Genomic DNA, 19134 nt, shown 5'->3' on the forward strand with positions numbered 1-19134 from the left:
TCGTGAATACCTTGTCCACGTCATCTTCCAGGTTTGGCGCTCAGCAATGGCTGATCTTGGTTGCAGCCGTGGTAAGTGTGGCAATCACGGCATCTCTGGGTGCTTGGCAGTTGCGCAGAGCCGCATTCAAAGAGCAATTGGCTGAGCAGATTTCACAAAGGAATCAACTCCCAGCGCTTAAAAATACTGCGCTGAATGCTTCTAATTTTGTAGCAACGCCTCAAGATGAAGGCGCCTGGCTACAGCGCCGTGCGAGCGTGCAAGGCCGCTGGTTGCATGAGCACACCGTGTTTCTCGACAATCGCCCCATGCAAGTAGCAGGAAGTCAGCGTGTTGGTTTTCATGTGGCTACGCCGCTGGCGATCGAAGGTGGCCAACGCGTGATTTGGGTGCAGCGTGGTTGGGTACAGCGTGATTTTCAGGATCGCAGCAAAGTGCCTGAGCTTACGAAGTCTGATGCAGTCGTGACCGTTCAAGGGCGCTTGACGCAGCGGATTTCGCGCGCTTACGAGATGCAGGGCGTGGCTTCAGCCCCAGCCTCAACGAGCGCAGGGCCTTCGCGTATTTGGCAAAATCTACCCAGTGTTTCTTTTGGCAGCAAAGAGTTGTTGCCGATGGCCTTGTTGCAAACTTCGCCTGATACCGAGAAAGATGGTTTACTGCGAGATTGGCCTGCACCCGATACCGGCGTGGCCAAGCATCATGGTTATGCGTTTCAATGGTTTGCGCTGTCTGCGCTATTAGTGATTCTTTATGTCTGGTTCCAAATCATCTCCCCCCGCCGCAAGCGCTGACGAGCCGCTCACGCTCACCGTGCATTCCTTGCCCACCGCCGGTGAGCCAGCGGTGCGCCGCCAGCTCTCAGGTCGCTGGAAAATGCTCGCCCTCATGCTGGTGTGTGCTGCGCCCGTCATTGTTTCGTATTTCATGTATTACGTGGTGCGCCCTGAGGGTCGTAAAAACTATGGTGAGCTCATCCAGCCTGCTCGCGCCTTGCCTGCAGTGCAAGCGCGTTTGCTCGATGGCAAGGCATATGCACTGCAAGCCCTGCAAGGCCAGTGGTTGCTTGTGAGCGTGGCAGGCGGCGCTTGCGATGAAGCTTGCCAAAAGCGTATTTATTGGACGCGCCAGCTTCGTGAAGTGATGGGGCGCGATAAAGATCGGATTGAACGCATCTGGCTCGTGATGGATGATGCGGCTGTGGATGCGAAGCTGGTGCCGCAAGTGCATGCGCCACTCAATGATGCGCAGGCGCTTCGTGTTGATGCGGCCACGCTTTCTGCTTGGCTGCCAAGCCCAGCAGCTGGTCAGAAGATAGAAGAGCATATTTACGTGGTCGATCCCTATGGCAATTTGATGCTGCGTTGGCCAGTGGATATTGATGCAGCCAAAGCCAAGCGTGATGTGCATAACTTGCTGCGCGCCTCGGGCAGCTGGGATCAAGCCGGGCGCGTGGGTGGATCGCAAGGTGGTTTGTTGCCTAAATCTGCACAGCAAGGCAATCCTGTAGAGGCGAAGTGATGAGCACTGAAGTCGATCTTTATAACTATGCGCCAGTGGTTAAGCTCTTATTGCTTGGCATCTTGATCGCTTTGCCAGTGTTGCTCTGGGTCTGGATGCGTCATAAACATGCCAGCATCGCACAGCGCCTTCGGGTGCTCACCATCCTCACGGTTTTTCTCACCTTTGATCTCACACTCTTTGGTGCATTCACGCGGCTCACCGATTCAGGCCTGGGCTGCCCCGATTGGCCGGGCTGCTACGGCATGGCTTCCCCCGTGGGCGCCAAGGCGCAGATCAGCGCTGAGCAGGCGGCGATGCCCACCGGGCCAGTGACGCACAAGAAAGCCTGGATCGAGATGATCCATCGCTATTTCGCCAGTGGTGTGGGCGCTTTGATTTTGGTTTTGGCTGCGGCTTCTTGGATGCAGCGTGCAAAGATCGCTGTGAATCCGCTTTGGCCGATAGCGACTCTTGTGTGGGTCTGCATTCAAGGTGCCTTCGGCGCGCTCACTGTCACGATGAAGCTCTTTCCCGCGATAGTGACGATGCATTTGATGGGCGCGATGATTTTGCTGGCGCTGTTGCAATTGCAGGCTGTGAAATACGAGCAAGGTGCACGAGACTTTGCGGCAACTCAAAGAATGCGAATTGCTTTGATCGCTGGCTTTGCTCTGCTGATTTTGCAAATCGCTCTTGGCGGCTGGGTGAGCACCAATTACGCTGTGCTTGCCTGCACAGAATTCCCCATGTGCCAAGGCGCATGGGTTCCGCCGATGGATATGAAACAAGGCTTTGAAATCTGGCGCGAGCTAGGGCAAACGGGGCAGGGCACAACGATTGCTTTGCCTGCACTCACCGCAATTCATGTGGTGCATCGCATGTTTGCTTTCCTCGTGTTTGGCGTGTTGGGCTATGCGGCTTGGCTACTCTACAAACAAGGCCAGAAGAATAGTGCAGCTTGGATCGCTGGCTTGCTGCTTTGGCAGCTTATCACTGGCTTGAGCAATGTCGTGCTCGGCTGGCCTCTGGTTGCCGCTGTCTCACACACAGGCGGCGCAGCGGGTTTGGTGCTGGTGTGCATGGCCGCGCTCATGCGCATGCGCGTGAGCGAAGCGGTGGTAAAAAAAACCTCTCACTTAAAGCTGGTTAAATTTGGGCGTGCTAACACTATTTCTGGAGGCGCGAATGAGTGACAAAAGTCGCCAATCTAGGCGCACAGCGACGGCAAGGCTGGAGCCTTGCCTAGATGAGCAACGACGAGTGGCGGCTTTTGTCACTCATTCCCTTCGGGTTGCGGCCAAAAAAGCCTCAGGCGGCGTTGCGAAGCCTTGCCGGGGGGCGACCCCGGCCGCGTTTCGCGCCTTGCCTGAGACTTTTTTGACTCGCAACGCGCTCTCCATAAATAGTGCTAGCACGCCCTGGGCTACGCCATGAGCACAATTGCTACCCCTCAAACCAACAAAGCCAAGCAGTTTTACGCGCTGATGAAGCCGCGCGTGATTCAGCTGATTGTGTTTTGCGCCTTGATCGGCATGGTGCTCGCTGTTCCCGGCTTGCCCAACATGATCGAGCTGAAAATCATGGCCATCGCCTGTTTCGGCATCTGGCTCGTCTCAGGCGCAGCAGCGGCGATGAACATGCTGGTAGAAAAAGGCATCGATGCCAAAATGCGCCGCACCTCATGGCGGCCTACCGCTCAGGGTGAGTTAAGCGATGTACAAACCGGCATCTTCTCCGCGCTGCTCTGCCTCATCGGCTGCGTGATTCTCTACATCTGGATCAACCCGCTCACGATGTGGCTCACGCTCGCCACCTTTGTGGGCTATGCCGTGATCTACACCGTGATCTTGAAGCCGCTCACGCCGCAAAATATCGTGATCGGTGGTGCATCAGGCGCGATGCCGCCCGTGCTCGGCTGGGCCGCCATGACGGGTGATGTGGGTGCTGAAGCACTCATCCTCTTCCTCATCATCTTCTTATGGACACCGCCACACTTTTGGGCGCTCGCGCTCTACCGCGTGGAAGATTATCGCAAGAGTGGCTTGCCGATGCTGCCCGTCACCCATGGCAATGAATACACGCGCCTGCAAATCTTGCTCTACACCTTCGTACTGTTTGCCGCTTGCTTGATGCCCTTTGCTTACGGCATGAGCAGTTGGATTTATTTGGCGGCTGCAGTGATTTTGAGCATCGGCTTTTGCTGGTATGGCTGGAGGCTCTTTCAAAACTACAGCGATGAGCTGGCGCGCAAGACTTTTCGTTTCTCCTTGATTCATCTGAGCGCGCTGTTTGCTGCGCTTCTGGTGGATCACTACGTATTGTGAATACTATGAAATCAATAGCACTCCGCGCAGGTTACATGCCGGCGATATGCCTCTTTTGCTTGATATTTGTGCTTCTGGCAGGCTGCGCAGAGAAAAAGCAAGAGTTCAGAAGTATTGATATCACAGGCGCGGAATACGCTAAAGATTTCGCCTTGCCCGACGTCAATGGACAAACCAAAACCATCGCCGATTTCAAAGGCAAAGCCGTCGTGCTCTTCTTCGGCTTCGCGCAATGCCCCGATGTCTGCCCCACCACCATGGCTGAGATTGCAGAAGTGAAAAAATCCCTCGGTAAAGATGGTGAGCGAGTCACCGCAGTCTTCATCACAGTTGACCCAGAGCGCGATAGTCCGCAAGTGCTCAAAGCCTACATGGAGAGCTTTGACCCAAGCTTCACCGCGCTGCGCGGCACTGTGGCGCAAACTGAAAGCCTAGCCAAGTACTACAAGATTTACTACAAAAAAGTCGAAGGCAAAACGCCCACCAGTTACACCATCGACCACACCGCCGCTAGCTTCATCTACGACCCGCAAGGCAAGCTGCGCCTCTACACCCGCTACGGCATGGGCGCGCAGGCACTCACAGATGATTTGAAACTTCTCTTGAAGTAAGCGCTTCTCTCAAAGCCAAAACGCAGGCACGCTGAGCAATTGAGAGGCTAACGCGGGATCATCCGCATCCGTCAGCATCAACACTTCACCGGATTGCGCCAGCAAGGCCATGCCTTCCACTTTAGGCGCAGCTTGTAAGAGGCGCAAATCCAAAACGTGTCCACTTGAATTGAGCACAACCAAGGCGCTGCCCGCGCAAGGCCCATCGGTAAAACTGTCGTGTGTGTTCTCAGCTGTAGCGCTCACCAGCCAGTGGCCATTAGGCAGGGCAATGCCGTCAGTAGGCGTGAGTGGTATGCCATTCACATCGCCTAAGTCGAGTTTGAAAATCTGCTCAGGCGCGGGCGCAGTTGTGCGCTCACCCAGCAGCCAAGCTTGGAACTGCGCCGCATCAAAGCAAATGCAGGCACTGCCGCTATCGCCCTTATTGCCGCGCTGCAAGAGATGCAGATGCTCGCCATGCACAAAGCAGCCTTCGATGTTCAGATCATCAAACTCGCCGTGCAATGGCTGATAAAGCGCGGTCAGATCGAAGCGTTTGGCTGTGCTTGCCATATTCTCAGAAAGTAAGCCTTGCGCGTTGAGCGGCATCAGCAGGCCAGTATGCCGCTGGTTTTTGGAGCCTGAGCCCAAAGTGAGCAGCGCGCCTTGCGGGTAACCCGGCATCGCGGGCAGGGCGCACAAGCATTCCAAATCTGGCTTGGCCTTTTTGCGTTGTTTCGCATCGTCAGGCAAATCGCCGGGAAAGATGCGTAGCAGCTCTACGGCCTCGCCATCGTCCAATACAAAATGCCCCAAGTGATGCTCATCATCAGCCACGGCATAGCAATGATTGCGCCCTTGCGAATGCAGCAGCACCAAGCCGCTGGCTGAGCTCACATGCGGCTGGCTGCGTGGGTGCTGCGCGGGCTCCACATGCAGCATGCGCAGGAGCTTTGGGTAGAGTGTTTGGCTCATGGGCATACCTTAAAATATGTGTTTATTCTGAATCCTATCGCTCCCTAGTGCGAGCGCCCCGCAAAATGACCACAACCTCCTTCCCCAACGTCACCTTAAGCACCACCGCCAACGTCTATTTCGATGGCAAATGCGTGAGCCACGGCTTCACTTTGCCCGATGGCACGAAAAAATCCGCTGGCGTGATTTTGCCCAGCAGCTTGGTGTTTAACACTGGTGCGGCTGAGATCATGGAATGCGTGGCCGGCTCTTGCGAATACAAGCTCGCTGGCTCAGAGGCATGGGTGAAATCCTCCGCAGGTGAGCAATTCAGTGTCCCCGCCAACAGCAAATTCGATATCCGCTGCAGCGAGCCGTATCACTACATTTGCCACTTTGCTTGACTTTCCAATTACTATTAATTTAATAGCACTCTGCGCAGATCCTATGCCGGCGAAGTGCCTAAAACGTGCTTAAAACATGTCTAATACCATCCTCCAATCCCTCCCTATCGGTGACAAAGTCGGCATCGCCTTCTCAGGCGGCCTAGACACTTCCGCCGCTCTGCGCTGGATGAAAAACAAAGGCGCCAAGCCCTACGCCTACACCGCCAATCTTGGCCAGCCCGATGAGCCCGATTACGACGAGATTCCGCGCAAAGCCATGGAATACGGCGCAGAAAAAGCCCGCCTGATCGATTGCCGCTTGCAGCTCGCGCAAGAAGGCATCGCCGCTCTGCAAGCCGGCGCATTCCACATCTCCACCGCCGGCATCACCTACTTCAACACCACGCCGCTCGGCCGCGCCGTCACAGGCACGATGCTCGTCTCGGCCATGAAGGAAGACGATGTCAACATCTGGGGCGATGGCAGCACGTTTAAGGGCAACGACATCGAGCGCTTTTACCGCTACGGCCTGCTCACCAACCCCGCCCTGAAAATCTACAAGCCTTGGCTCGATCAGCTCTTCATCGACGAGCTCGGTGGCCGCGCCGAGATGAGCGCCTTCATGACGAAAGAAGGCTTCGGCTACAAGATGAGCGCCGAGAAAGCGTACAGCACCGACAGCAACATGCTCGGCGCAACGCACGAAGCGAAAGATCTCGAGAATCTCAACAGCGGCGCAAAAATAGTCAACCCCATCATGGGCGTGCCCTTCTGGCGCGAGGATTGCGTGGTGAAAGCCGAGCAGGTGAGTGTGCGCTTTGAAGAAGGCATGCCCGCCGCCCTCAACGGCAAACGCTTTGACAACTTGGTAGAACTTTTCCTAGAAGCCAACAAAATCGGCGGCCGCCACGGCCTCGGCATGAGCGATCAGATTGAGAACCGCATCATCGAAGCCAAGAGCCGAGGCATCTACGAAGCCCCCGGCCTCGCGCTCCTCTTCATCGCCTACGAGCGCCTCGTCACCGGCATCCACAACGAAGACACCATCGAGCAATACCGAGACAACGGCCGCAAACTTGGAAGGCTCCTCTACCAAGGCCGCTGGTTCGACCCCCAAGCCATCATGCTCCGCGAAACCGCCCAGCGCTGGGTCGCCCGCGCCATCACAGGCGAAGTCACCCTAGAGCTGCGCCGTGGCAACGACTATTCGCTGCTTAACACCGAATCCCCCAACCTCACGTACAAGCCTGAGCGCCTGAGCATGGAAAAGGTCGAAGACGCACCGTTTTCCCCAGCAGATCGCATTGGTCAGCTCACGATGCGTAATCTGGATATTGTGGATACGCGCGATAAGTTGGCGATTTATACGCAGACGGGGTTGCTGTCTGCTGGTGCGGATGAGGCGATTCCAAAGCTTAAAGGCGACTGAAGGCTCAAATAATGCCTTCGACCAAGTGGCTACGTCAACACTATCGGTACTTGCACCCTGAAGTGCGTCAAGTACTGATGGTGGGAGAGTCTGCATCGCGGAAACCGCATCGTAGCTATGAATCGCGACTCAGGAAAACTATAAAAAGGCATCCTGACTCACATCCATTGTTATCGACTTTGATCAATTTGCTGCGAAGTCAAAAACGATATGTTGAGGCCATTCAGCTTTGGCATCGTAAAAAGAATAAATTCCGCAATAGACCGAATCCGTATTTCCAGCGGGCAACTTGGGCCATGACTGCGGCAAAGTATTCAGAAGCTGCACATTACCTAGCTTTGTGCATCAGACGGGATACGGGCTACTTTGGTGAAACTGCACACTTTTGGAGAGCATTTGCGCTCTTTCGTTTGGGTAAAAGTCCTGAGGCTTTAAAGCATCTTGAATCCGTCGCTGAAGACTATACGGAGCCCTATTTTTTTGGTTCAGAAAGCTGGTCAAAAACACGGCTATTGTCAGAGCTTCATAAATAGCCTTGAAATCTCAAAACGGTATACAATCTATCACCGGGCCCAAGCAATTGAGCTCGGTTTTTTTTGGCCTTCGATTTCCTCGCACGGCACACAAAAACCGGGCCACTTCCAAGCGCTCAAATCAATCTGAGATGGTTTTTTTGAAAGACTTGTGAACATGGAAATTTTTGATTACGACAATATTCTTTTGCTGCCTCGCAAATGCCGCGTAGAGAGCCGCAGCGAGTGTGATTCCAGCGTGGAGCTGGGCGGGCGCAGTTTCAAGATTCCGGTGGTTCCTGCCAATATGAAGACGGTGGTGAACGAGGAGATTTGCGTGACTTTGGCCAAGGGCGGCTATTTTTACGTGATGCATCGCTTTGACATCGACAACGTGGCTTTCGTGAAAGCGATGGCCGCGCAGGGCGTGTATTCCTCGATTTCGCTCGGCGTGAAGAAGCCGGATTACGACACGGTGGATGCGTTTGTGGCCCAAGGCCTGTGCCCTGACTACATCACGATTGACATCGCGCACGGCCATGCCGATAGCGTGAAAAACATGATTAGCTATTTGAAAGAGAAGCTGCCCAAAGCCTTCGTGATCGCGGGCAATGTGGGTACGCCCGAGGCCATCATTGATTTGGAAAACTGGGGCGCGGACGCGACCAAGGTGGGCATCGGCCCCGGCAAGGTCTGCATCACGAAGATGAAAACCGGCTTTGGCACGGGCGGCTGGCAGCTCTCCGCGCTCAAGTGGTGCGCACGCGTGGCGACCAAGCCGATCATTGCGGATGGCGGCATCCGCGAGCATGGCGATATCGCAAAATCCATCCGCTTCGGCGCCACGATGGTGATGATCGGATCGATGCTGGCTGGCCACGAAGAATCGCCGGGCAAAACTGTTGAGGTGGACGGCAAGCTCTTCAAGGAATACTACGGCTCAGCCTCTGATTTCAACAAAGGCGAATACAAGCACGTGGAAGGCAAGCGCATTTTGGAGCCAATCAAAGGCAAGCTATCCGACACGCTGCGCGAGATGCAGGAAGACGTGCAAAGCTCAATCAGCTATGCCGGCGGCAAGAAGCTCATGGACATCCGCAAGGTCAATTACGTGATCTTGGGTGGCGACAATGCGGGCGAGCATTTGCTGATGTGAGTTTGATGGGGTGCTATTCAATATATAGCAACTTGCGCAGATTCCATGCCGGAAAAGTGCTTATTTGGCCAATAAATCTAAGGCTAAATCATGCGTACGCTGGCCAGGTGTGCACAGTGCTTCGAGCACGCTGAAATGATTTTTTCCGGGCACGGTTTCGCAAACAGGGACACAGCTTTTGTCCCAAGCTTGTTGGATCAAACGGTTTTGCCGTTTGAATTCATCGCTTTCATCGTCGCCACATAGCGCGGTGAGTTGGCCTTGTGGGGCAGGGAAGTAAGCGGGGCTGCAGCGCTGCACTTGCTGTTCAGTAAGTCGCAAATCGCCTTGCAGATATGGGCTGTGCATGATGGGGGCGAGATCGTGCAGGCCGGAGAGGCTGAGTGCGTTGCGCACGAGTTGCTTGGGCAAATCAGCGCTGAACTTTTTCCATACGCAGGCAAGCAGCATTGCGGCGAGATGCCCGCCCGCAGAATGGCCAATCACGCTGATGCGCTGCGGATCGCCGCCGTATTGCGCGATATTTCGATACACCCACGCGAGCGCTTGTACTTGCGTGAGCACGAGTTGCTCCATCGTCACAGCCGGGCAGAGTGGGTAATTCGGAATCACGACGCATGCACCCTCCTGCGTGAACGCGGGTGCGACGAAGCTGTGATCCGCTTTGTCCAAGCTGCGCCAATAGCCACCGTGGATGAAGACCAAAACAGGCGCTTTCTTCGCTTTGTCTTCTGCTGGAAACACGTCAAGCGTTTCTGCAGCACCGCCATGGCTATAAGGCAAACTCAAGTGACAAGCTTGCGAATTGCGCGCTACAGCTGAGTCTGCCTGCCAGCGCTGAAAGTGCGTAGCGAATTCAGGCACACGCAGGCGGTTGTTGAATTGGCTATCCAGATAAGCGGGGTCGTTTTGAAAAGAAAAATGGGATTCCATGAGTTGCCTTAATTAGCGGAATAATTTTGCACATGCTCCCACACCTGTGAGATCACCACCGAGCCCTCGCCCACCGATGAGGCAACACGCTTGACCGAACCCGCACGCACATCGCCGACTGCGAAGATGCCGGGCACAGAGGTGGCATAAGGCGAGCTCGCGCCTGCTAATGCACCAGTTTTCACAAAGCCTTTTTCATCCAAATCCACCACGCCTTCTAGCCAGGCAGTATTGGGGCGTGCGCCCACCATGAGGAACAGGCCACAGGCTCCGATGTGCCGGCTTTGGCCGCTGGCGCTGTTTGCAATCGTCACTGCCTGAAGCTGGCTCTGCCCATGCAGCTCAGTCGCGCCCGTGTTCAGATGAATCGTGATTTTGGGATCGGCTTCCAAGCGGGAGAGCAAATAGTCTGACATAGAAGCTGCCAGCGAAGAGCCGCGAACGAGCACATGCACATGCTGCGCAAAACGGCTTAAAAACATCGCAGCCTGCCCCGCAGAATTGCCGCCGCCCACCACGATGGCGTTCGAGCTTCGGCAAAAGCGCGCTTCCATATCGGTGGCTGCGTAATAGACACCAGCGCCTTCAAATTCCTCCAAACGAGGCAAGGCCAAGCGTTGATATTGCACACCTGTCGCCACCACCACAGCTTTGGCGCAAATCTCGCGCGCATCAGAGAGCGTGGCGCAAAACAAGCCGTCTTCTCGTTTCTCTAGCCGCATCACGCGATGCGGCATGGCAAAGCGTGTGCCGAATTTCATCGCTTGAATTTCACCGCGCCAAACGAGATCCGCGCCCGAGATGCCAGTGGGAAAGCCCATGTAATTTTCGATGCGGCTGGATGTACCCGCTTGCCCGCCAATGGCTGCATCTTCGATCACCAATGCATTCAGGCCTTCCGCGCCCGCATACACGCCAGCCGCCACGCCCGCAGGCCCAGCGCCCACGATGAGCACATCCAGCACTTCTTGAAAATCAACCTCTAAATTGAGGCCGAGAAGTGCGGCAATTTTTTCTGGTGTGGGGTCTTGGATCACTTGATTGCGGCCAAAGACCACAGCTGACTCGCCCGGCGTAAGCCCACAAACGCTGCTGATCTCCAGGGCCTCCGCTGTGTCCAGCTCAATCGCTTTGAATGCAATGCGATTGCGGCTGGCAAACTCTGCTACTCGCCGAATCTCTTTGCTTTGCTCCAAGCCGATGATCTGCAAGCTGCTGTCGCTCGATTCCAATTGCCGCCTGCGCCGCGCTGCAAACACACCGATAATGATGTCAGACATTTCAGGCACGCTGGACATCAATGAAAGCATCGCCTTGCGTGGCACTTCAATCACTCGCGTAGGCTGCGCAGCGCGCAGCGAAAGTGAAAAGCTGCCGCCGTTCAAAAACGCAATCTCTCCCACATACTGTCCAGGCCCCAGCGAATGCGCCAGATGGCGCTCACCTGTACGCGGGCTGATCACCTCGACTTCTCCCTCTTCAATCAAGATAAAGCGATCAATCGCCAGCCCGGCCTGCGCAACGATCTCGCCCTTGGCATAGCTCTTGGCTGCGCCGATATCGCGCATTGCAGCGATATGGTCTTCAGCCAAAGGCGTGCGTTTGGATTGGAGAAGGTCGAATGCAATGGTTTCCATGATGAATGAAAGTTTAACGAGATACCTCCCGATCGGTGTTTTGGAATGAAATGCCCTCTGAAAGAGGGTCAATGGACTCAATCCGTGTTCTGTATACAGAGTACAATGAATTAATGACTGCAACTCTGCTCAAAATTGAAGCGACACCAGACTTAGCGGATCAGGTTTATCGCGCCTTGCTCGATGCCATCAGCGAAGGTTCGCTCGCGCCTGGTGCGCGCATCACGCAGGAGGAGTTGGCGGAGCAATTGGCGGTGAGTCGCCAGCCAGTGCTGCAAGCGCTGCGGCTGCTGAAGAAAGATGGTTTTATTTTGGATGCGCCGGGGCGCGGGATCTTGGTCGCGCCACTGGATGCAGCCTGGCTAGCGAATGTGTATCAGGTGCGCAGTGCTTTGGATGGTTTGGCGGCGCGCTTGGCGAGTGAGTACGGTATGCAGTTGGATAGCGGCTTGATCGCGCAAGGGCGCAAAGCCGCGCGCGGCAAAAACATCAAGGCCATGATGGATGCGGATATGGACTTTCATATGGCAATTTATGAGGCGGCGCGCAATCCATTGATTGAAGAAAGTGCCAAGCTGCATTGGCGGCATATTCGCCGCGCGATGGGCGCTGTGCTGCAAAGCGCGCCGCTGCGAGAGGCAGTGTGGGATGAGCATGAGGCGATTGCGAAAGCGATTACTTCTCGTAAGGCCGATACGGCCGAGAAGCTCATGCGCGGTCATGGTGTGAACGCGGGCAACAACTTGCAGCGCCTCATGAGCGAAGCAGTGGCTTGAAGCTAAGAAAAAAGGAGACAGACGATGAGACTCACCCCCGAACAACTCGCGCAATTTGATCGCGATGGGTATTTGTTTTTTCCCGGCCATTTCAGCGAGGAAGAGACGAAAACCATGACAGATGCCGTGCCCGAGCTCTACGCGAGGCGCGAGGCTTACAACGTGCGTGAAAAAGGCTCAGACGCTGTGCGTACAAATTTCGCGGCGCATATGTACAGCGAGCCCTTTGCAAAATTAGCCCGCCATCCGCGCATGATTGAACCTGTGGAGGATTTGTTTGGCGAGAAGCTTTACATGCATCAGTTCAAAATCAACGGCAAGATGGCGTTTGAAGGCGATGTGTGGCAATGGCATCAGGATTACGGCACATGGCTCAACGATGACATGATGCCCACCGAGCGTGCGATGAACATTGCGATTTTTCTGGATGAGGTCAATGAGTTCAACGGCCCGCTGATGTTCATTCCCGGCTCGCATAAAAAAGGCGTGGTGAATGCCAAACATGATTTGACGACGACCAGCTATCCGCTGTGGACGGTAGATAACGGCTTGATCACCCAGCTCGTAGATCGCGCAGGTGGAAAGCAAGGCGGTATCGTGTCACCCAAAGGGCCAGCGGGCTCGATGATTTTGTTTCACTCATGCTTGGTGCATGCATCAAGCAGCAACCTCTCGCCTTTCAATCGCGTGAGCGTCTATCTCTCGCTCTGTGCGGTCAGCAACCATATCCGCCGCCATAAACGCCCAGAGTACATCGCGCACCGAGATTTCACGCCGATTGAATGTTTGCCTGACGATTGCTTGTTGAAAGACTATCCCGTTGATCTGCCTTGGAAAGATGGGCTGCCTGCGAGTGCTCTTCAGACTTCTCTTGACGAGTTGAAATTAGCAGCTTGATCACTGGGAAAGAATAGAACGCAAAAGACGCAGAAATGAAAATACAGAAGTGAAATCCAAAAAACGTAAAGCAGTTGATTATTTTTTCTGGTCTAGTTTTTGTATTTTCTTTTCTGCGTCTTCTGTGCCACTTTTGCGCATTTTGCGTTCTATTGTTGGAACACCAAAAACTTTGAACTATGAGCCTTTATACCCAACTGCAATCTAGAGCCGCTGCTAATCATCCAATCCGCATTGGCCTCATCGGCGCTGGCAAATTCGGCAGCATGTATCTCAGCCAAATACCGCGCACTCCCGGTGTGCATTTGGTGGCGATTGCTGATCTCAATCCTGCGCAAGCTCGTAAGAATCTAGAAAATGTAGGCTGGAATCTTGAGCTCGCACGCGCAGAATCTGCGCAGGAAGCTATCAAAACAGGAGCAACTTGGGTCACCGATAACTGGGAAGCTGTGGCTACTCTGCCGCAGATTGACATCCTCGTTGAATGCACTGGCTCGCCCGTGCATGCTGTTGATCACATCTTAAAAGCGATTGAGCATGGCAAGCATGTGGTGAACGTGACGGTAGAAGCCGATGCGTTTTGTGGGCCACTGCTGGCGCGCAAGGCGCAGGAGAAAGGCGTGATCTACACGCTGGCCTACGGCGATCAACCCGCGATGATTTGTGATTTGGTGGATTGGGCGCGCACTTGCGGCTTCCCCGTTGTGGCTGCTGGCCGTGGCCACAAATGGCTGCCGCATTTCGCGCAGAGCACGCCTGAGACGGTGTGGGGCTACTATGGCCTCTCGCCTGAGCAGGCTACGCGCGGCGGGCTCAATCCAAAGATGTTCAACAGTTTCTTAGATGGCTCCAAGCCTTCGATTGAAAGTACCGCAGTGAGCAATGCCACGGGTCTCTCAGTGCCAAGCAATGGCTTGCTTTATCCGCCGGCGAGTGTGGAAGATATCCCGTATGTCACGCGCCCGATTTCCGAAGGCGGCGTACTGGAGAAAAAAGGCATGGTGGAGGTGATCTCGTCTCTTGAGAAAGATGGCCGCAAGATCCCGTACGACATTCGCATGGGCGTGTGGGTCACCGTCGAGGCCGAGACGGACTACATCAAGAATTGTTTTGAGGAATACAACGCACACACCGATCCCACGGGGCGCTATTTCACTTTGTACAAGCGCTGGCATTTGATTGGCCTAGAAGTCGGCATGAGTGTGGCGAGCATCGCGCTGCGCGGTGAGCCCACGGGTGTGGCGCAGGGCTGGAATGCCGATGTGGTGGCGACAGCCAAGCGTGATTTAAAAGCAGGTGAGATGCTCGATGGCGAGGGCGGCTACACGGTGTGGGGCAAGCTCCTGCCGGCTGCGATTTCGCGCAAACTGGGAGGTTTGCCGCTGGGTCTTGCACATGACGTGAAGCTCATTCGCGATGTCAGTAAAGGGCAAGCCTTGACGTGGGAAGATGTTTCTATGCCCGAATCGCACGCGTATCGTGTGCGGCGCGAAATGGAACAACTGTTCAATTGATTTTTTAAGCGTTTTAGGCATTTTGCCGGCGTATTCACTGCGCAGAGTGCTATTGAATTAGGAGTAATGATGAGAATAGCTTTTCTCGGCATTGGCCTCATGGGCTTACCCATGGCGCGCCGTTTATGTGAAGCAGGTTTTGAAGTGCATGTGTGGAACCGCACGATGGCGAAAGCGCAGCCACTTGCTGCGCATGGTGCGAAGGTGTATGCTGATGCGGTGCAAGCCGTGGCGGGTGCTGAGGTGGTGGTGAGCATTCTGGAGCACGGTCAAGTCACGGAAAGCGTGCTGTTTGAGCAGGGCGTCGCCAAAGCGATGAAGAAGGGCGCTTTGCTCATTGACATGAGCTCATCCAAACCGCGTGAAGCGCGCGATCATGCTGCTCGGCTCACGGCGCTAGGCTTGCATCACATGGATTGCCCTGTCTCGGGCGGCACGGTGGGCGCTGAAAACGGCACGCTCGTCATGATGGCTGGTGGCCTGCCTGCAGATTACGAGCGCGCGCAGCCTGTGCTCAAAGTGTTTGGTCGCTCCACGCATGTGGGCCCGCATGGGGCTGGGCAGCTCACAAAGCTCGCCAATCAAATGATCGTGGGCGGCACGATAGGCGTGGTGGCCGAGGCATTGCTTCTGGCATCACGCGGCGGCGCAGATATGGCCAAAGTACGCGAAGCCATGCTGGGCGGCTTTGCTGATAGCCGCATCTTGCAGCTTCACGGCGATCGTATGGCAAACCGAGATTTCGCCCCGCGCGGCCGCTTGGCGGTGCAGCTCAAAGATATGCGCAATGCAGTGGATTGCGCGCAAGAGACGGGTATGGACGCGCCGATTGTGAGTTTCTTTGAGCAGCTGTATTCGCAGGCTGAAGCACATGGCTTGGGAGAGCTTGATCACAGTGGTTTGTTTGTGGAGCTGGCTTCGCGCAATGGCATGAGTTAACTGGAGTTGACCCGGCCACAAAAAAGCCCGCATCTTTCGATGCGGGCTTTTTGTTTTGAGTGAACGAGAAAGCTTAAGCCGTTTCGCCGTAAACGGTCACGCCAACTTCCACCACCACATCGGTGTGCAGAGCCAGGGAAACTTTGCTGTCGCCCACAATCTTGATCGGGCCGAGCGGCATACGCACTTGGCTCTTGTGAACTGCGAAGCCCATTTTGGCCAGCTCTTCGGCGATGTCGAAGTTGGTCACGGAGCCAAACAAACGGCCATCCACACCCGCTTTTTGCGTGATCTTGACGTTTGCGCCTTCGAGCTTCGTGGCTTGGGCTTGCGCTTCGGCCAACTTAGCTGCAGCAGCTTTTTCCAGATCAGCGCGCTTGGCTTCGAATTCAGCTTTAGCGGCTTCGGTGGCGCGGCGAGCGCGGCCTTCTGGGATCAGGAAGTTACGGGCATAGCCGTCTTTCACCTTGACGATATCGCCGAGGTTGCCGAGGTTAACGACTTTGTCGAGAAGAATGATTTGCATGTTGTTTCTCCGAGCGATTAAACGCGGTGTTGATCGCTGTAAGGCACCATGGCCAAGAAGCGAGCGCGCTTGATGGCGGTGGTGAGCTGGCGCTGGAAAATCGCGCGCGTGCCGGTGAGGCGAGCGGGTGTGATTTTGCCGTTTTCAGCGATGAAATCGCGCAGCACGTCGATGTCTTTGTAGTCGATCTCGACAACGCCGGTCACGGTGAAGCGGCAGAAGCGCTTGCGTTTGAAGAGTTGGTTTTGTGCGGGACGCTTCTTGTTTTTATCGAAGGCCGGTTTTTTACCAAATGCGGGCATGATGGTCTACCTTGAAAATTAAATGAATTCGATGTCAGTGATGTGGAGGACGGAGCCTTTGCCATTTTTTGTAGAGGCCAAGAAACCTTTGAACTTCACTTGCTTGCCGACTTCGGTTTTGGCCAGCGTTTCTGCTGTGGTACCAAGCGCGAGGGCTTTTAAGCTGAGTGTCACTTTTCTGCTTTGCCCGGCTTCGATTTGCTGCGACTCATGAGAGAGCAATAAATCTAGCGCTGGGATCCCTGCCGGTGTGTAACGCTGCTGAGAAATCTCGGCAACGCTGGCAGTAAGCGCAAAAGTGTTCAAGGTTTGTGAGGCCGCTGCAAATTAGGCAGCTGCTGCGTATTGCTCCTGCTGGGCTTTGCGAGCTTCTTCGCGCTCGACTTGCTTCATCATGGAAGATGGAGCGGTTTCGGCCTGCTTCTTGAGCACGGTGAGGTGGCGCAGCACCGCATCGTTGAACTTGAAGGCATGCTCGAGCTCAGCCATCACAGCCTGATCGGCTTCGATGTTCACGCACAGGTAGTGTGCTTTGGAGAGCTTGTTGATTTGGTAAGCCAGCTGACGACGGCCCCAGTCTTCCACGCGGTGGATTTTGCCGCCGCCGGTGGTGACCATGCCTTTGTAGCGCTCCAGCATGGCTGGCACTTGCTCGCTTTGATCCGGATGGATCAGCAAGACGATTTCATAATGACGCATAACAACTCCTTGAGGATGTTTGATCTACGAAGAGACCGAAAAAGCCGCCCAGCGCGTCAAGAGCTGGTGCAGCAAGGGAAAGCCTTAGATTATAACCCGAGCTCGGCTTGGGCAGGAATGCTCAAAAACCGATGCTTCTGACGAGTTTGCGCTGCTCTTTGGGCATCGCTTCGGCAGCGGCGATCAGCCAACCGAGCTGGGCATGCGCATCATCGCCAGCTTCCAGCGAGGCTTCGGTGGGCATCAGGGCGCAGCAGATCGACAGGCGCAGGCTTGCGCCCACTGGCAAAACCTCTGTAGGCGCATGCGCGCTGGCAGACACACGAGCGGCCAGTTTGGTCAGTTGGCCCGGATTGCAAGCGCCTTCCACCAAGATCACGAACTGAGTTTCGTCCATGCGGCAAATCGTATCGACATCACGCACCAGCTGCTGCAATCGCGTACTGGTCAGGATCAAGGCGCGATCGGCCATTTCTCTGCCGTGCTCTTTCACAAACCAAGCATGGTTGGTCAGATCGACATGCAGCAGGCCGTAGTGATGCCGGAATCGGTGCGAGCGGGTGATGCTGCCATGAAGATGCTGCAAAAAGTTGCGCATGTTGGGCAGGCCAGTCAGCGCGTCTTGCGTTGGCAGACCTGCGGCTCGCGCAACGCCTTCACGTCGCATATTGCTACGCGAGAGCAGGGCATAAAAGAGCAAGGGCAGCTCTATCATCGTGGCGATCGGCACGCTGTATTGCGTGAGCCAACTGTTGGGAATCGCGCCGAAATTTCGCAGGATCAATGGCAAGGCAGACAGTGCGACAGGTGCAAAGCACAGTGCTACCCAGCGCGAAATGGGTTCTTGTCTTTGCCATGTGATGATGACCAAGGCATAGACCAGTACGACTGACAAGAGAACTCCGATATTGAGCAGGCGATACGAACCTATGCTTGGCAGCAGCAGCTCTAGCGAAGCGCACACAATCATCGCCATGGCGTGAACAGCGATCACGATATTGATAGCGCGAATCCGCACCACCGGTTGAACGATCAGACGAACCAGCAGAGGGCCGAGGGCAGCAGTGATAGCCGCTAGCACGTAATTCATGCGATCAGCCAGCAGAGGGGATTCATTCCAGAGATACAGAGGCGTTAGGCCTGTGTTGGTGAGATTGAAAACGCCTAATGCCAGCAAGTAGACGCTGTACGCTGCAAACGCTTGCTCGCGCCGCACATAGGCAATGCTGATACTGCCTATCAGCATCAGCACAATCAAACCAGTTAGCGCGCCTAGCAGCATCTGCTCGCTTTGGTGTGTTTGTAGATAGGTGATGTCCTGAAACACGTGGATGGGCAGCGAGGCAGGAAAGCGTGCGTTTTCGATGCGCAGGTAGTACTGTACAAAATCGGTCGTGCCCCCTTGGAGCACAAAACTTGGCAAGCGCGTTGGTACGGGCCACTGCACGCGCGGTACGGCATCTCCCGCTGACAAGCTGACCCACCGGCCATTTGTGTCGCGCCAATACAGACGCGCATCATCGATCAAGGGGGAGCCTAGCTCCAGTAGCCAGCGAGAGCTTGTGTCGCTGGCTTTGGTTTCGAAGCGAATCCAAAGCACCTTGCCGTCGATTTTGTGAGCATCATCGGCCTTGCTTGGCTTGAACATATCCACACCCGCCGTGGCACGTGCCTGTAAGGCCGTCAGCGTGGTGTCTTTGCTATCGTCGATCCAGTATTCCGCGTAAGGGGTGATATCAATATGTGGCTTCTCGGGGTTGAGAGGCACGGGTTGAAGTTGCCTGAGGCTCAATGCACTGGATACCAGTGGCGTGACAGGTTGAGGTTTTTGCGGCTTAGGATGATCAGCCAGCGCAGTGAGGCTAACAGCCATCATCAAAAGCAATGGCCACATCCAACTCGCACAGCAATGCCTGTGCAAGCGGAGTGTTGCGTTGAAAAAATGGATGTAGCGCAGCATGAATATGCTACTAACTGTAACAAAATTCGTTACAAAAAGTTCATACTCTGTGCAATCAGTGGTTTTTAAACAAGTTTTCTGCCAACTTCGTCAC

At 55.0% G+C, this 19134-nt stretch carries 20 protein-coding genes; 12 read left to right on the plus strand and 8 right to left on the minus strand.

Going from position 1 to position 19134, the window contains the following annotated elements; genetic code table 11:
* Positions 1-2 precede the first annotated feature (2 nt).
* The 5 genes from KIH26_RS11945 to KIH26_RS11965 all read left to right on the plus strand — a co-directional run bounded on the left by KIH26_RS11945 (position 3) and on the right by KIH26_RS11965 (position 4438).
* Positions 3-794 (plus strand): SURF1 family protein, encoded by a 792-nt coding sequence (locus KIH26_RS11945; protein WP_349627873.1) that lies wholly within the window; start codon positions 3-5, stop codon positions 792-794.
* On the plus strand, positions 754-1521 hold the full coding sequence (locus KIH26_RS11950; RefSeq protein WP_213445492.1) for a redox-active disulfide-containing membrane protein: 768 nt from the start codon (positions 754-756) through the stop codon (positions 1519-1521). Before KIH26_RS11945 ends, KIH26_RS11950 begins: the two co-directional genes overlap by 41 nt.
* Positions 1521-2696, plus strand: a complete 1176-nt coding sequence (locus tag KIH26_RS11955) for a COX15/CtaA family protein (RefSeq protein ID WP_213445494.1) — start codon at positions 1521-1523, stop codon at positions 2694-2696. The genes KIH26_RS11950 and KIH26_RS11955 overlap by 1 nt, the downstream gene beginning before the upstream one ends.
* A gap of 237 nt (positions 2697-2933) precedes the next feature.
* Positions 2934-3827: a heme o synthase gene (gene cyoE, locus KIH26_RS11960; protein WP_213445495.1), complete on the plus strand. Its 894-nt coding sequence runs from the start codon at positions 2934-2936 to the stop codon at positions 3825-3827.
* Between the two features lie 5 nt (positions 3828-3832).
* Positions 3833-4438: an SCO family protein gene (locus tag KIH26_RS11965; RefSeq protein ID WP_213445497.1), complete on the plus strand. Its 606-nt coding sequence runs from the start codon at positions 3833-3835 to the stop codon at positions 4436-4438.
* A gap of 9 nt (positions 4439-4447) precedes the next feature.
* On the opposite strand, the gene KIH26_RS11970 is transcribed toward KIH26_RS11965, so the two are convergent.
* Positions 4448-5395 carry a DUF6910 family protein gene (locus KIH26_RS11970; protein WP_213445499.1) on the minus strand — a complete coding sequence of 316 codons (948 nt, stop codon included), beginning with the start codon at positions 5393-5395 and terminating at the stop codon, positions 4448-4450.
* A gap of 65 nt (positions 5396-5460) precedes the next feature.
* On the opposite strand from KIH26_RS11970, the gene ppnP reads away from it, so the two are divergent.
* The 3 genes from ppnP to KIH26_RS11985 all read left to right on the plus strand — a co-directional run bounded on the left by ppnP (position 5461) and on the right by KIH26_RS11985 (position 8857).
* A complete protein-coding gene (ppnP, locus tag KIH26_RS11975) occupies positions 5461-5778 on the plus strand; it encodes a pyrimidine/purine nucleoside phosphorylase (RefSeq protein ID WP_213445501.1) in 318 nt (105 codons plus the stop codon).
* A 76-nt stretch (positions 5779-5854) separates the two neighbouring features.
* A complete protein-coding gene (gene argG / locus KIH26_RS11980; RefSeq protein WP_213445503.1) occupies positions 5855-7189 on the plus strand; it encodes an argininosuccinate synthase in 1335 nt (444 codons plus the stop codon).
* Between the two features lie 690 nt (positions 7190-7879).
* Entirely contained in the window at positions 7880-8857 is a 978-nt protein-coding gene (locus KIH26_RS11985; protein ID WP_213445505.1) for a GMP reductase, read from the plus strand.
* A 60-nt stretch (positions 8858-8917) separates the two neighbouring features.
* Here the strand turns inward: KIH26_RS11985 and KIH26_RS11990 are convergent, their stop codons facing one another.
* Positions 8918-9790, minus strand: coding sequence for an alpha/beta hydrolase (locus KIH26_RS11990; RefSeq protein ID WP_213445506.1), 873 nt, complete (start codon positions 9788-9790; stop codon positions 8918-8920).
* Between the two features lie 8 nt (positions 9791-9798).
* Complete coding sequence (locus KIH26_RS11995) at positions 9799-11427, minus strand: FAD-dependent oxidoreductase (protein ID WP_213445508.1); 1629 nt, start codon at positions 11425-11427, stop codon at positions 9799-9801.
* Between the two features lie 113 nt (positions 11428-11540).
* Here KIH26_RS11995 and KIH26_RS12000 point away from each other — a divergent pair, with 113 nt between their 5' ends.
* The 4 genes from KIH26_RS12000 (at position 11541) to KIH26_RS12015 (ending at position 15553) form a co-directional block, all read left to right on the plus strand.
* The gene (locus tag KIH26_RS12000) at positions 11541-12203 is read left to right on the plus strand and encodes a GntR family transcriptional regulator (protein ID WP_213445510.1); all 663 of its coding nucleotides are present in this window, start codon (positions 11541-11543) and stop codon (positions 12201-12203) included.
* Positions 12204-12227: 24 nt separating this feature from the next.
* A complete protein-coding gene (locus KIH26_RS12005; protein WP_213445512.1) occupies positions 12228-13100 on the plus strand; it encodes a phytanoyl-CoA dioxygenase family protein in 873 nt (290 codons plus the stop codon).
* A 179-nt stretch (positions 13101-13279) separates the two neighbouring features.
* Positions 13280-14614: an NAD(P)H-dependent oxidoreductase gene (locus KIH26_RS12010; protein WP_213445514.1), complete on the plus strand. Its 1335-nt coding sequence runs from the start codon at positions 13280-13282 to the stop codon at positions 14612-14614.
* A 69-nt stretch (positions 14615-14683) separates the two neighbouring features.
* Positions 14684-15553, plus strand: coding sequence for an NAD(P)-dependent oxidoreductase (locus KIH26_RS12015; RefSeq protein WP_213445516.1), 870 nt, complete (start codon positions 14684-14686; stop codon positions 15551-15553).
* Positions 15554-15626: 73 nt separating this feature from the next.
* Here the strand turns inward: KIH26_RS12015 and rplI are convergent, their stop codons facing one another.
* The 5 genes from rplI to KIH26_RS12040 all read right to left on the minus strand — a co-directional run bounded on the left by rplI (position 15627) and on the right by KIH26_RS12040 (position 19040).
* Complete coding sequence (gene rplI, locus KIH26_RS12020; protein ID WP_213445518.1) at positions 15627-16079, minus strand: 50S ribosomal protein L9; 453 nt, start codon at positions 16077-16079, stop codon at positions 15627-15629.
* Positions 16080-16096: 17 nt separating this feature from the next.
* On the minus strand, positions 16097-16381 hold the full coding sequence (rpsR, locus tag KIH26_RS12025) for a 30S ribosomal protein S18 (protein WP_213445520.1): 285 nt from the start codon (positions 16379-16381) through the stop codon (positions 16097-16099).
* A gap of 18 nt (positions 16382-16399) precedes the next feature.
* Complete coding sequence (priB, locus tag KIH26_RS12030) at positions 16400-16687, minus strand: primosomal replication protein N (protein ID WP_213445522.1); 288 nt, start codon at positions 16685-16687, stop codon at positions 16400-16402.
* Positions 16688-16708: 21 nt separating this feature from the next.
* Positions 16709-17080 (minus strand): 30S ribosomal protein S6, encoded by a 372-nt coding sequence (gene rpsF, locus KIH26_RS12035; RefSeq protein WP_213445524.1) that lies wholly within the window; start codon positions 17078-17080, stop codon positions 16709-16711.
* A 121-nt stretch (positions 17081-17201) separates the two neighbouring features.
* Positions 17202-19040 (minus strand): diguanylate cyclase, encoded by a 1839-nt coding sequence (locus KIH26_RS12040; RefSeq protein ID WP_213445526.1) that lies wholly within the window; start codon positions 19038-19040, stop codon positions 17202-17204.
* Positions 19041-19134: the final 94 nt, after the last annotated feature.

Origin of the sequence: Variovorax sp. PCZ-1 (genome assembly GCF_018413605.1) — a bacterium.
In the GTDB taxonomy this organism is placed as follows: domain Bacteria; phylum Pseudomonadota; class Gammaproteobacteria; order Burkholderiales; family Burkholderiaceae_C; genus JANMDU01.

Coding starts and splice junctions, on each gene's coding strand:
- KIH26_RS12000 (WP_213445510.1), top strand. CDS start 11,541: ATGACTGCAACTCTGCTCAAAATTGAAGCGACACCAGACTTAGCGGAT.
- rplI (WP_213445518.1), bottom strand. CDS start 16,079: ATGCAAATCATTCTTCTCGACAAAGTCGTTAACCTCGGCAACCTCGGC.
- rpsR (WP_213445520.1), bottom strand. CDS start 16,381: ATGCCCGCATTTGGTAAAAAACCGGCCTTCGATAAAAACAAGAAGCGT.
- cyoE (WP_213445495.1), top strand. CDS start 2,934: ATGAGCACAATTGCTACCCCTCAAACCAACAAAGCCAAGCAGTTTTAC.
- KIH26_RS11950 (WP_213445492.1), top strand. CDS start 754: ATGTCTGGTTCCAAATCATCTCCCCCCGCCGCAAGCGCTGACGAGCCG.
- KIH26_RS11965 (WP_213445497.1), top strand. CDS start 3,833: ATGAAATCAATAGCACTCCGCGCAGGTTACATGCCGGCGATATGCCTC.
- KIH26_RS12015 (WP_213445516.1), top strand. CDS start 14,684: ATGAGAATAGCTTTTCTCGGCATTGGCCTCATGGGCTTACCCATGGCG.
- KIH26_RS12040 (WP_213445526.1), bottom strand. CDS start 19,040: ATGCTGCGCTACATCCATTTTTTCAACGCAACACTCCGCTTGCACAGG.
- rpsF (WP_213445524.1), bottom strand. CDS start 17,080: ATGCGTCATTATGAAATCGTCTTGCTGATCCATCCGGATCAAAGCGAG.
- ppnP (WP_213445501.1), top strand. CDS start 5,461: ATGACCACAACCTCCTTCCCCAACGTCACCTTAAGCACCACCGCCAAC.
- KIH26_RS11970 (WP_213445499.1), bottom strand. CDS start 5,395: ATGAGCCAAACACTCTACCCAAAGCTCCTGCGCATGCTGCATGTGGAG.
- KIH26_RS11995 (WP_213445508.1), bottom strand. CDS start 11,427: ATGGAAACCATTGCATTCGACCTTCTCCAATCCAAACGCACGCCTTTG.
- KIH26_RS11985 (WP_213445505.1), top strand. CDS start 7,880: ATGGAAATTTTTGATTACGACAATATTCTTTTGCTGCCTCGCAAATGC.
- KIH26_RS11955 (WP_213445494.1), top strand. CDS start 1,521: ATGAGCACTGAAGTCGATCTTTATAACTATGCGCCAGTGGTTAAGCTC.
- KIH26_RS12010 (WP_213445514.1), top strand. CDS start 13,280: ATGAGCCTTTATACCCAACTGCAATCTAGAGCCGCTGCTAATCATCCA.
- KIH26_RS12005 (WP_213445512.1), top strand. CDS start 12,228: ATGAGACTCACCCCCGAACAACTCGCGCAATTTGATCGCGATGGGTAT.
- KIH26_RS11990 (WP_213445506.1), bottom strand. CDS start 9,790: ATGGAATCCCATTTTTCTTTTCAAAACGACCCCGCTTATCTGGATAGC.
- argG (WP_213445503.1), top strand. CDS start 5,855: ATGTCTAATACCATCCTCCAATCCCTCCCTATCGGTGACAAAGTCGGC.